Origin of the sequence: Curtobacterium sp. MCPF17_001, assembly GCF_003234615.1 — a bacterium.
Lineage (GTDB): Bacteria > Actinomycetota > Actinomycetes > Actinomycetales > Microbacteriaceae > Curtobacterium.
In genome coordinates this window covers 156061-168026 of sequence record NZ_QKSL01000008.1, presented here as the reverse complement: position 1 = coordinate 168026, position 11966 = coordinate 156061, and the positions used below count along the sequence as shown (strand labels likewise).

The following is an 11966-nucleotide window of genomic DNA, read 5'->3' as shown; positions in this document are numbered from 1 at the left end:
GGGTGGACGCCGGCGCCGGCGCCGGCGCGGGTGCGGGTGCCGGCGCGGGGGCGGCTGCCACTACCGACGGCGGCCACATCGAGGGATCGACGTTGGTGCACTTGGCCGTCTCCGTGCCGGCGACGGCGCTCCAGCCGTCGCTGTACGGGAAGAGCGACGTCGTCGAGGTCGACGAGACCGTTGACACGAGCCCGTGGGTGAACGTGGTGGTCATCGCAGTCGGCAGCTTCGCCCCGGACGGCACGTTCGCCGCGTACTTCGACGTGATCACCGTCGGCTGGTCGTACAGGAAGGTCTGGTTCCCGGTGCCGCCGGCGCTCGTCGTGACCGGCTTGGACGGCGCGGTCTGGCCGTCCGGGTCGATGTTGCCGGCCTTCGAGACCGTGACGGTGTAGTTCCCCGGCTTGACGCCGAGGGCGTAGGTGCACCCGTTGCCGTCGGTGAGTGCCGGCTGCGCGTTCAGGGTCCCGGCCCCGTTCCCGACCGGGGTGATCGTGACCTTGACCCCTTGGTTCGGCCCGCCGGTCGAGGTCTGCACTCCGACGACGATGGAGGAGGACGTCGCGCTGGAGACCGACGACGACGGTGCGACCAGGGTGTCGAGGACCACCGTCTTCTGCCGGGGAGACGTCCCGCTCGTCCAGCTCACGGTGATCGCGATGCGCTTGTACGCGAGGACGCCGGTACCGGCGCCGCAGGTCTTGTCCGAGCCGTCGGAGTTGATCCAGTTCGTGGTGCGGGTGATCGAGTAGTCCTCGCCGCCGACCTTCTGCGACGAGGTCTCGTCGTCGAGCGTGAACACGTCCTTCGTGCTCCGCGCCTCGTCGATCTCCTGCGACGCGAGGTTGAGCGCCGCCTCACGCGACCGGTTGTCCTGCGTGAGGTACATCGTGGAGACGATCCCGGCAGCCACACCCATCGCGATCAGGGCGAACACGGTCATCGCGACCATCACCTCGATGATCGAGACGCCGCGGTCGGCGCCGGGCGCCGTGTGCAGGCGCTGGACGAGACGGTGCACGGTGCTCCCTCGTGGATCGCGGTGGTCGGGGTGTGACGAAGGGCGGGCCGCGTACGGCCCGCCCTTCGTCGGGTGGGACTAGGCGCAGAGGCCCTTCACGACGCCACCGTCGTTCGTGACACTCCAGCCCTGGTTGGCGTTGCTCGTGGCCTGGATGCAGAACTTGCCGTCCGTCGCACCCGCGCCCGTCTTGAACGCCGGGGCGACACCCGTGCCGCTGTAGGTACCGGCGACAGGAGTTGAGTAGCCCTGGTCCGCGAGACCGGTGAGGTCGGCGGGGTTCTTGTTGTTCTGCGTGAAGTACGTGACGACCGCGGTCTTCGCGTTGGTCAGGTCAGAACGCGTCGCGGCGTCCTTCGCGTTGTTCTGCACACCGATGTACACCGGGATGGCGATCGCGGCGAGGATGCCGATGATGATGACGACGACGAGGAGTTCGATGAGCGTGAAGCCCTTCTCCTTGTCGGCGAGGAGACCCTTACGGCGAGCGTCCAACTTGCCCATGAGCGCGAAGTACATGAGTTTTCCGTTCTTCAGGAATGCGATTGTGAGATGTTGCGGGGCTGTGCTCTGCCGCCACGGAGAGCCTATTCATGGCATTCTCCGGGCGGAATCCCGAGAACGGGGGGTGAGCCGTGAACGAAATGCCCCCAGTACCGGGGGTGCAACGGGTCGGACCACTCCCGAACGGGGGAGGGAGTCAGTGCACCACCGTGCTGATCTGGAAGATCGGCAAGTACAGGGCGACGATCATGCCACCCACCACGACGCCGAGGAACGCGATGAGGAGCGGCTCGATGAGTGAGGTCAGTGCCTCCGTCGTCGCTTCCACCTCGTTGTCGTAGAACGACGCGATCTTTTGCAACATGATCTCCATCGAACCGGCGTCTTCACCCACCGCGATCATCTGCGACACCATCGACGGGAAGACATTCTCGCGGCTTAGCGGTTGGGAGATGGATTCACCTTTCCGAACCGATTCGGAAACACGGCCGAGTGCTTTTTCGACGACGAAGTTGTTCGACACCTGGCCGGCGATCTGCAATGCCTGCAAGATCGGCACACCGGCACCGATCATGTTCGAGAGGTTCCGAGCGAACCGCGCCATCACGATCTTCTTGGTCAGCTGCCCGAACACCGGCAGACGGAGGCGCATTGGGTCGACGACGCCGCGGAAGCCGTCCGTGTTCTTGTTCGCCCGCCACCAGAACCACCCGAGGACGAACGCAACCGCCATGACCGGTCCGACGTAGACCATCGCGTGTGACAGGTAGACGAGCATCATGGTCGGGAGCGGCAACTTGCCGCCGAGGCTCGAGAACATGTCCTGGAAGATCGGGACGATGAACACGAGCATGATCACGACGGCGAGCAACGACATGATGAGCACGACGACCGGGTAGGTCATCGCCGATTTGATCGTCGTCCGGAGCTTGTGCTCCTTCTCGAAGTTCGTCGCGATCGAGTCCATGGCCTGGTCGAGGAATCCGCCGGTCTCTCCGGCGCGGATCATGTTGATCATGATCGGCGGGAAGTCCACAGGGTACTTCCCGACCGCGTCGGAGAAGGAAACACCCTGCTCGACCTCGTCGCGCACCTTGCCGAGGATGACCTTGAGCTTCTTGTTCTCGGTCTGGTCCGCCAGGATGCTCAGCGTCTTCAGCAGCGACAACCCCGACGACAACATCGTCGACGCCTGCCGCGCCATGATCGCCAGGTCCTTGAGCCCGACGCCCTTCTCGAAGCCCGGGATCTTGATCTCGGTCTGCAGGCCGGTTCCGGCCTTCGCCTCGGTGATGGCGATCGGCGAGACGCCCATGCCACGCAGGCGCTGGACGACGGCACCTTCGGACGCGGCGTCGACGCGCCCCTTGACGAGCTTCCCCGCCCCGTCCCGCCCGCGGTAGTCGAATGCGAGGGACATCAGTAGCCTCCGGAGAACTTGTCGCCGAAGTCGATCCCGCTCGCGGCGATGGCGTCGGCGGACGCGTCGGACGGGGACTCGACGCGCTGCACGAGCCGGTCGAAGCCCTCGAGGTCGTGGACCTTCTCGAGCGCCGCCTTGCGGGTGATGGTGCCGACGTTGACCAGCTCGGCGAGGTCCTGGTCCATCGTGTGCATGCCCGCGTCGCGCCCGGCCTGCATGGCCGAGGTGATCTGGTACGTCTTGCCCTCACGGATGAGGTTGCCGATGGCCGGGGTCGTCTTCATGATCTCGGTGGACACGATGCGCCCGGTGCCGTTGGCCTTGGGGACGAGGGTCTGACAGACGACGCCTTCGAGGGTGGCGGCGAGCTGGGTGCGGATCTGGCCCTGCTGGTGCGGCGGGAACACGTCGATGACGCGGTCGATGGTGCCGGGGGCACTCTGCGTGTGCAGGGTGGCGAACACCAGGTGGCCGGTCTCGGCGGCGGTGAGCGCGACGGAGATCGTCTCGAGGTCGCGGAGCTCACCGATGAGGATGACGTCCGGGTCCTGGCGCAGCACGTGCTTCAGCGCTCGGGCGAACGAGTGCGTGTCCGCGCCGACCTCGCGCTGGTTGATGATCGCCTTCTTGTGCTCGTGCATGAACTCGATCGGGTCCTCGACCGTCACGATGTGGTCGGCCCGGGTCTCGTTGACCAGGTCGATGAGCGCGGCCAGGGTGGTCGACTTGCCGGAGCCGGTCGGTCCGGTGACGAGCACGAGGCCGCGCGGCAGCTTGGCGAAGTCCCCCACGTACTCGGGGATGCCGAGCTGCTTGAGGGTCTTGATCTTGGTGGGGATGATGCGGAAGGCCGCGCCCCAGTTGCCGCGCTGCTGGTAGTAGTTCACGCGGAACCGGAACTCCGGCGACAGCGAGTACGCGAAGTCGAGTTCCTGTTCCTGGTCGAACTGTGCGGCCTGCTCGGCGGACATGAGCGTCTTGAGGGCGGCGATGACCTTGTTGCGCGCCCACGGGCCTCCCGGCACGGCGGGACGCAGCGAGCCGTCGACGCGCACGATCGGCGGTGCGTCGGCGGTGACGTGCAGGTCGGACGCCCCCTGGTAGACGACCTGGGCCAGGGCGGTCACGAGGTCGGAGTCGGCGTCTTCGCGGGCGTGGCGCGTGAAGTTGATCTCGGCGCTGCCCGTCGGGGCGACCATCTGCACCGGCGGGGCGGCGACGGTCTGGAGGTTCGTGGTGGCGACCGCAGGCACCACCGGCAGCCGTTCGGTCACCTGGTACCCGAGAGCCGGGTCCGGTTCGTACCCGTAGCTCGCGGTCGACGGCGGCACCGCGGCGGGAGGTGTGGCCGGTACGGCGTACGGCTGCGCGACGGGGACGGCGACCGGCACGCCACTCGGGGCGGCCCAGCCGGCGAGGTCGTCGCTGAGGTCGTAGACGGGGGTGGCTGGTGCGGCTGGTGCCGCTGATGCGGCAGGGACGACGGGCGCCCCGGATGGTGCCGGGGACTGCTGCGCGGCCTGCGCGAGGCGCGCAGCACGGCGTCCACCGACCTCGAGACCGGGGGTACCGGGGTGCCAGCCGTCGACGGGTTCGTCCCCGGCGGGGCTCAGGTCGTACACGGAGTCGGTCATCTGTTCGTCTCCCACGGCTACGCGACCACGCGCAGGATCTCGTCGACGCTCGTCAGGCCGAGTTTGACCTTCTCCCACCCGTCCATGCGGAGGGTGAGCATGCCCTGCGCCTGGGCGACCCGGCTGATCTCGGCGCTCGAGGCCCGGGACACGGCGAGGCGCTCGATCTCCTCGGTCACGGTCATCACCTCGTGCAGGGCGATGCGTCCCCGGTACCCGGTGTTCGAGCACACCGAGCAGCCGATCGGGGCGAAGAAGTCGGGCACGGGGGCGTCGGCACTGTCGAGGAACCCGAGCGCGTGGAGCTGCTCGGCCTCGTAGAAGGCCGGGGCCTTGCACCGGTCACAGAGCTTGCGGGCGAGCCGCTGGGCGACGACGCAGTCGAGCGCCGACCCGACGAGGAACGGCTCGATGTCCATCTCGGTGAGACGGGTGATCGCCGAGGGGGCGTCGTTCGTGTGCAGGGTGGAGAGCACGAGGTGCCCGGTGAGGGACGCTTCGATCGCGATCTGGGCGGTCTCGTGGTCGCGGATCTCACCGAGCAGGACGACGTCGGGGTCGGAGCGGAGGATGCTGCGGAGCGCCGAGGCGAAGGTCAGCCCGGCCTTCGGGTTGACCTGCACCTGGTTGACCCCCGCCATCCGGTACTCGACCGGGTCCTCGACGGTGATGACGTTGATCTCGGGCTTCGCGACGGCGTTGAGCGTCGTGTAGAGCGTGGTCGACTTGCCGGAGCCGGTGGGGCCGGTGACCAGGATCATTCCGTACGGCTTCGAGTAGGAGCGCTGGTAGGCCGCGGCGTTCCGGTCGAGCAGGTTGAGGTCCTTGAGGGTCAACGACGTGTTCGTGTTGTCGAGGATCCGCATGACGACCTTCTCGCCCCACACCGTCGGCAGCGTCGCCACTCGGAGGTCGATCTGGCGGCCACCGTGCCGGACGGACATGCGGCCGTCCTGGGGCTTCCGTCGCTCGGCGATGTCGATGTCGCTCATGATCTTGAGCCGGCTGATCACGCCGTTCTGGATGTTCTTCGGCGCCGGGCTCATCTCGTGCAGGACGCCGTCGATGCGGTAGCGGACCCGGACCTCGTGCTCGCCGGGCTCGATGTGGATGTCGGACGCGTGGTCCTGGATCGCCTGCGACACGAGCAGGTTGACGAACCGGACGATCGGGACGTCGTCGAGTGAGCCGTCGCCGATGTCGGCCTGGTGCTCGGTGGTGCGCGCCTCTTCTTCGAGCGAGGAGGTGAGGTCGTTGAGCTCGTCGTCGGCGCGCAGGTAGCGTTCGAAGGCGGACAACAGGTCACGTTCGTCCACCTGCAGCGGCTTGATCGGCCGGCCGGAGGCGGTGCGTGCGTCGTCGATCGCCAGGACGTTGGCCGGGTTGACCATCGCGAGCACGAGGGTCTCGCCCTCGAAGCCGATGCCGAGCACCGAGTGCCGACGGCAGAGCGGAGCGGGCAGGACCGAGACGGCCGTGCCGTCGACCGGGTAGTCGGTCAGCGGGACCGTCTTCGAGTTGTGCGACGCCGCACGCGCGGTGATGTACTGCGCCTCGCTCACGACGCCCTGCTCGACCAGTGAGCGGATCGCCTGCTCGTCGACGTCTTCGTGACCGGTCATCGCGTCGAGGTACTCGATCGGGAGGGCGCCGTTGAGGATCAGGATCTCGGACAGGGTTGCCATGTGCCCTGTACCTCCTTGCTTGCGCGCGCGACGGATCGGCGTGGTTCGGTGGGCGCCGCCAGGGTTGCGGCGCTCGACCACGGTACGTCCGGTGTCGCTGCGCAGAGCAGTCCCAGAAGGAGGGGGCGGCGGGGTCCTGACTGGACCCAGAACAGGGGTACCCGCGGGTATCGAGTTCCGAGCTCGGTTGCTAGAGGGCCATCGAGGTCGTGATCGTCGCGGTCCCCGCGACGAAGCCGAACCGTTCGTACAGCGCCACGGCACCACTCGGGTTCTCGGCGTCGACCTCGAGCGACGCTGCGGAGAGGCCGGCGTCACGGACGGCGTCGAGGGTCGCACCGAGCACCAGCGGAGCGAGGCCACGACCGCGTGCGCGACGGACGACACCGACCCAGTGGAGGTACCCGAAGCTCCGACCGCGGGCAGCGAAGGCGCCGGGGTCGGACTCGACGACGGTGAAGGCCAGGACGTCCCCGTGCTCGTCCACCACGACGCGCGACAGGTCCAACCGGCTCTTCTCCGCCGTGAGGTACCCGCGCCAGTCCGCTTCCACCATCGGCTGCGAGCCCCAGTGGTCGCGGAAGGCGTCGTTCTTGGCCGCGCGCATCGGCTCGACGTCGGCCACCGTCGCCGCGCGCAGTACGAGCCCCTCGGGCAGCGGTGGTCCGGACCGCCGCCCGGGCGCATCCGCGTCGTCCAGGACGACCTGCATGTCGAGCCACGTCCGCACCGGGTGCAGTCCGGCGTGCGCGGCGAGTGCGAGTGTCGACGATCCCTGCGGTGCGGTGAGGTCGATGGCACCGGGCAGGTCGAGGTCGAGCCCGGCGAGGTGCTGCCGTGCTCGCCCGGTCTGCCACGCGAGCATCCGTCGGCCGATCCCCCGTCCGCGGTGCGCGGGGCGCACCGAGCCGCCGAGGATGACCCGGGCAGCGGTGTCCCGCGTCGGGACCGGGATGACGATGGCGTAGGCGTGCACATGCCCCTCAGCATCGATGCCGACCACCGTGTCACGCTCGGGGTCGAGCCCTTCTGTGGACAGCCGGTGCATGAAGTCCTCCGTGGAGGGATGCGCGTGCGGCTCGTCGACAGCAGCCGACTCGAGGGCGATGCCGTGCACCTCCGGCAGGTCCGCCATCGTGGCCGGCCGGAACGTCAGGCCACCGACCGGGGTCGGGACATCGAGGTGAGCCGGAGCCGTGACCCGTTCGCGCAGCGTCGCCATCCTCACAGCATGCCCTACCCCTCGACGCACCGGGCATCGACGGACCATGATGAGACATGGACATCACGAGCGTGACCGTGGGGTTGCCCGTCACCGACCTGGAGGCCTCCTGCCTCTGGTACGGCGCGGTGTTCGAACGGGTCGAGCCCGATCTCGAGCCCACCGAGGGCGTCGCCGAGTACGAGGTCGGCGGCATCTGGATCCAGCTCCTCGAGGACCCGGACGCCGACGACAATCCTGTCATCGTCCGCTTCGGCGTCGACGACGTCGTGGCGCAGCACGCCCGGATCGCAGCCCTCGGGATCGACGTCGGACCGGTCGAGTGCGTCGACGGTGCCGTCGACTGGTTCGACGCCCGCGACCCCGACGGCAACGTCCTGAGCCTGTACTCGCTCGCCGACGAGAGCGGCCGTGGTTCCGGCGGTCGCGACAGCGACGCCGGTCGCTCCGTCTAGGACCGGGCCGGATCCGGCCTGGAGGCTCGTGGCGGGCCCGCCCCGTGCCTCCCGTCCGGCGTCTCCCCCGTGACAGCGGAAGGGCCCCGCATCCGACTGGATGCGGGGCCCTCCTCAGGGACTCACTCGGTTCAGTTGTACGTACCCGGCGTGAAGTCGTCCGACGAGAAGCTGTCGAAGTCGACGAAGCTCAGGTCGGCGTCCGAGAACGACGAGTCGTCCGCGAAGATGCGGTTCGGGTACCGCTCCGCCTTCGCTTCTTCCGTCGCGTTCACGTCCACGTCGCGGTACCGGCTGAGGCCCGTCCCGGCGGGGATGAGCTTACCGATGATGACGTTCTCCTTGAGGCCGACGAGCTGGTCCTGCTTGCCCTCCATGGCCGCCTGCGTCAGGACGCGGGTGGTCTCCTGGAAGGACGCGGCGGACAGCCACGACTCGGTCGCGAGGGACGCCTTGGTGATGCCCATGACCTCCTGGCGAGCCGAGGCGGTCTTGCGACCCTCCTGCAGCGCCGCCCGGTTGATCGCGTTGTAGCGCGACCGGTCGACGAGCTCGCCCGGCAGCAGGTCGGTGTCGGCGTGGTCGACGACGGTGACCTTGCGGAGCATCTGGCGGACGATGACCTCGATGTGCTTGTCGTGGATCGGCACACCCTGCGAGCCGTAGACGTCCTGCACACCGTTGACCAGGTGCTTCTGGACCTCTCGGACACCCTTGACCCGGAGGACTTCCTTCGGGTCGACGGTGCCGGCGATGAACTGCTCGCCGAGCTCGACGTGCTGGCCGTCCTCGATGAGGAGGGTCGCACGCTTGAGCACCGGGTAGATGAACGGCTCGTCGCCGTTGTCCGGCGTGAGGATGATCCGACGACCCTTGTCCGTGTCCTCGATCGTGGCGCGGCCGGGGGCCTCGGCGATCGGGGACGCGCCCTTCGGGGTGCGAGCCTCGAAGAGCTCGGTCACGCGGGGCAGACCCTGCGTGATGTCGTCGGCCGAGGCCGAACCACCCGTGTGGAAGGTACGCATCGTCAGCTGGGTACCGGGCTCACCGATGGACTGGGCGGCGATGATGCCCACAGCCTCGCCGATGTCGACCAGGTTGCCCGTGGCGAGCGACCGGCCGTAGCACTGCGCGCAGACACCGACGGCCGACTCGCAGGTCAGGACCGAGCGCACCTTGATGCTCTCGACCCCGGCTGCCAGCAGCTTGTCGAGGAGGACGTCACCGACGTCCTCGCCGCCCTCGGCCACCACGGTGCCCGAGGCGTCGACGGCCTCGGTCGCGAGGGTGCGCGAGTAGACGGTGTTCTCGACCCGCGGGTCGCGGACGAGCTTGCCGTCGGCACCCATCGTCGCGATCGGCAGCTCGAGGCCACGGGTCGTCCCGCAGTCGTCCTCACGGATGATGACGTCCTGCGACACGTCCACGAGACGACGGGTCAGGTACCCCGAGTCGGCGGTACGGAGAGCCGTGTCCGCCAGACCCTTGCGAGCACCGTGCGTGGCGATGAAGTACTCCGCCACGGTCAGGCCTTCGCGGTACGAGTTGATGATCGGGCGGGCGATGATGTCACCCTTCGGGTTGCTCACCAGACCACGCATACCGGCGATGTTGCGCACCTGCAGCCAGTTACCACGAGCACCCGAGGACACCATGCGGTTGATGGTGTTGTCGATGGGGAAGTTGTCCCGCATCTCCTGCGCGATCTCGTTGGTGGCCTCGGTCCAGATCTTGATCAGGTCGGCGCGACGTTCCGCGTCGGTGATCAGACCCTTGTCGAACTCACCCTGGACCTTGGCGGCCTGGATCTCGTAGCCCGCGATGATCTCCTTCTTGCGAGGAGGCGTCACGACGTCCGAGAGGGCGACGGTCACACCGGAGCGGGTGCCCCAGTAGAAGCCGGCGTCCTTGATCCGGTCGAGCGCGGCGGCCGTCTCGGTCTTGGAGTAGCGCTCGGCGAGGTCGTTGACGATCGCGGAGAGCGTGCCCTTGTCGGTGACCTTCTGGACGAACGGGTAGTCCGTCGGGAGGGTCTCGTTGAAGAGCGCACGGCCGAGGGTGGTCTCGAGGAGGATCGACTGACCGACCTCGTAGCCCTCGGGTGCTTCACCCTCGGCGAAGTGGACACCCGACATGCGGATCTTCACCATCGCATTGAGGTGCAGCGTGTTCTGGTCCTTCGCCATGATCGCCTCGGCGACCGAGGAGAACGAACGGCCCTCACCCACGGCGCCCTCGCGGACGGTCGTGAGGTGGTGCAGACCGATGATCATGTCCTGTGCGGGCAGGGTCACCGGACGGCCGTCGGACGGCTTGAGGATGTTGTTCGAGGCGAGCATCAGGATGCGGGCCTCGGCCTGGGCCTCGACCGACAGCGGCAGGTGCACGGCCATCTGGTCACCGTCGAAGTCGGCGTTGAACGCAGCACAGACCAGCGGGTGGAGCTGGATGGCCTTGCCCTCGACGAGCTGCGGCTCGAACGCCTGGATGCCGAGACGGTGCAGCGTGGGCGCACGGTTCAGCAGCACGGGGCGCTCGCGGATGATCTCCTCGAGCACGTCCCAGACCTGGGCACGCGAACGCTCGACCATGCGCTTGGCCGACTTGATGTTCTGCGCGTGCGACAGGTCGATGAGGCGCTTGATGACGAACGGCTTGAACAGCTCGAGCGCCATCTGCTTGGGCAGACCGCACTGGTGGAGCTTGAGCTGCGGGCCGACGATGATGACCGAACGACCCGAGTAGTCGACGCGCTTGCCGAGCAGGTTCTGGCGGAAACGACCCTGCTTGCCCTTGAGCATGTCGCTCAGGGACTTCAGGGCGCGGTTGCCGGTACCCGTGACGGGGCGACCACGACGACCGTTGTCGAACAGCGCGTCGACCGCTTCCTGCAGCATGCGCTTCTCGTTGTTCACGATGATCTCGGGGGCACCGAGGTCGAGCAGGCGGCGGAGACGGTTGTTGCGGTTGATCACACGACGGTAGAGGTCGTTGAGGTCCGACGTGGCGAAGCGGCCACCGTCGAGCTGCACCATGGGGCGCAGTTCCGGCGGGATGACCGGCACGACGTCGAGCACCATCGCTGCCGGCGAGTTGCCGGTGGCGAGGAAGGAGCTGACGACGCGCAGACGCTTGATCGCACGGATCTTCTTCTGGCCCTTGCCCTCGGCGATCTGCAGACGCAGTGCCTCGGCCTCGGCGGCCAGGTCGAAGGCCTCGAGCCGCAGCTTGATCGCCTCGGCACCCATGTAGGCGTCGAAGTAGATCCCGAAGCGGTCCTGCAGCTCGTGGAAGACGGCGTCCTCGGGCTTGAGGTCGCCCACCTTGAGGTTGCGGAAGTCCTCCCACACACGCTCGAGACGGGTGATGTCCTCGTCGAAGGACTTGCGGACCTGGGACATCTCCTTCTCGGCGGTGTCCTTGGTCCGACGCTTCACGTCGGCCTTGGCGCCTTCTTCCTCGAGCGCTGCGAGGTCGTCCTCGAGCTTCTTGAGGCGGTCGGCGATGATCGAGTCGCGCTGGTTCTCGAGGTTCTTGATCTCGAGGCGCATCTCGTTCTCGAGGCCGGGCATGTCAGCGTGACGGCCCTCCTCGTCGATGCTGATGATCATGTACGCCGCGAAGTAGATGACCTTCTCGAGGTCCTTCGGGGCCATGTCCAGCAGGTAACCCAAGCGCGACGGGACGCCCTTGAAGTACCAGATGTGCGTGACGGGTGCGGCGAGCTCGATGTGGCCCATGCGCTCACGACGGACCGAGGACTTGGTGACCTCGACGCCGCAGCGCTCGCAGACGATGCCCTTGAACCGGACTCGCTTGTACTTGCCGCAGGCGCACTCCCAGTCGCGGGACGGACCGAAGATCTGTTCGCCGAACAGACCGTCCTTCTCGGGCTTCAGGGTGCGGTAGTTGATCGTCTCCGGCTTCTTGACCTCGCCGTACGACCACTGGCGGATGTCCTCGGCGGTAGCGAGGCCGATCCGAATGGCGTCAAAGGAAGTTGCTTCGAGCAATGTTCTTCT

General features: G+C 67.6%; 8 protein-coding genes. 1 reads left to right on the top strand and 7 read right to left on the bottom strand.

Features of this window, described 5'->3' with window-relative positions; translation table 11 throughout:
* From DEJ24_RS09740 to DEJ24_RS09715, 6 genes are all read right to left on the bottom strand, one after another.
* On the bottom strand, positions 1-1021 hold a 1021-nt coding region (locus DEJ24_RS09740), incomplete at its 3' end, for a prepilin-type N-terminal cleavage/methylation domain-containing protein (protein WP_111078448.1).
* Between the two features lie 78 nt (positions 1022-1099).
* On the bottom strand, positions 1100-1540 hold the full coding sequence (locus tag DEJ24_RS17315; RefSeq protein WP_111078447.1) for a type II secretion system protein: 441 nt from the start codon (positions 1538-1540) through the stop codon (positions 1100-1102).
* Positions 1541-1721: 181 nt separating this feature from the next.
* Positions 1722-2945: a type II secretion system F family protein gene (locus tag DEJ24_RS09730; RefSeq protein ID WP_111078446.1), complete on the bottom strand. Its 1224-nt coding sequence runs from the start codon at positions 2943-2945 to the stop codon at positions 1722-1724.
* Positions 2945-4582 carry a type IV pilus twitching motility protein PilT gene (locus DEJ24_RS09725; RefSeq protein ID WP_309147011.1) on the bottom strand — a complete coding sequence of 546 codons (1638 nt, stop codon included), beginning with the start codon at positions 4580-4582 and terminating at the stop codon, positions 2945-2947. The genes DEJ24_RS09730 and DEJ24_RS09725 overlap by 1 nt, the downstream gene beginning before the upstream one ends.
* Before the next feature lie 17 nt (positions 4583-4599).
* On the bottom strand, positions 4600-6267 hold the full coding sequence (locus DEJ24_RS09720) for a GspE/PulE family protein (RefSeq protein ID WP_111078445.1): 1668 nt from the start codon (positions 6265-6267) through the stop codon (positions 4600-4602).
* Between the two features lie 190 nt (positions 6268-6457).
* A complete protein-coding gene (locus DEJ24_RS09715) occupies positions 6458-7489 on the bottom strand; it encodes a GNAT family N-acetyltransferase (protein ID WP_181436573.1) in 1032 nt (343 codons plus the stop codon).
* A 56-nt stretch (positions 7490-7545) separates the two neighbouring features.
* Between DEJ24_RS09715 and DEJ24_RS09710 the strand changes: the two genes are divergently transcribed.
* Entirely contained in the window at positions 7546-7944 is a 399-nt protein-coding gene (locus DEJ24_RS09710; RefSeq protein WP_111043506.1) for a VOC family protein, read from the top strand.
* A 131-nt stretch (positions 7945-8075) separates the two neighbouring features.
* On the opposite strand, the gene DEJ24_RS09705 is transcribed toward DEJ24_RS09710, so the two are convergent.
* Positions 8076-11957, bottom strand: a complete 3882-nt coding sequence (locus tag DEJ24_RS09705) for a DNA-directed RNA polymerase subunit beta' (RefSeq protein ID WP_110903686.1) — start codon at positions 11955-11957, stop codon at positions 8076-8078.
* Positions 11958-11966 lie beyond the last annotated feature (9 nt).

Excerpts from the sequence above, each read along its gene's own strand:
- DEJ24_RS09720 (WP_111078445.1), bottom strand. The coding sequence starts at position 6,267 with ATGGCAACCCTGTCCGAGATCCTGATCCTCAACGGCGCCCTCCCGATC.
- DEJ24_RS09715 (WP_181436573.1), bottom strand. The coding sequence starts at position 7,489 with ATGGCGACGCTGCGCGAACGGGTCACGGCTCCGGCTCACCTCGATGTC.
- DEJ24_RS09710 (WP_111043506.1), top strand. The coding sequence starts at position 7,546 with ATGGACATCACGAGCGTGACCGTGGGGTTGCCCGTCACCGACCTGGAG.
- DEJ24_RS09725 (WP_309147011.1), bottom strand. The coding sequence starts at position 4,582 with ATGACCGACTCCGTGTACGACCTGAGCCCCGCCGGGGACGAACCCGTC.
- DEJ24_RS17315 (WP_111078447.1), bottom strand. The coding sequence starts at position 1,540 with ATGTACTTCGCGCTCATGGGCAAGTTGGACGCTCGCCGTAAGGGTCTC.
- DEJ24_RS09730 (WP_111078446.1), bottom strand. The coding sequence starts at position 2,945 with ATGTCCCTCGCATTCGACTACCGCGGGCGGGACGGGGCGGGGAAGCTC.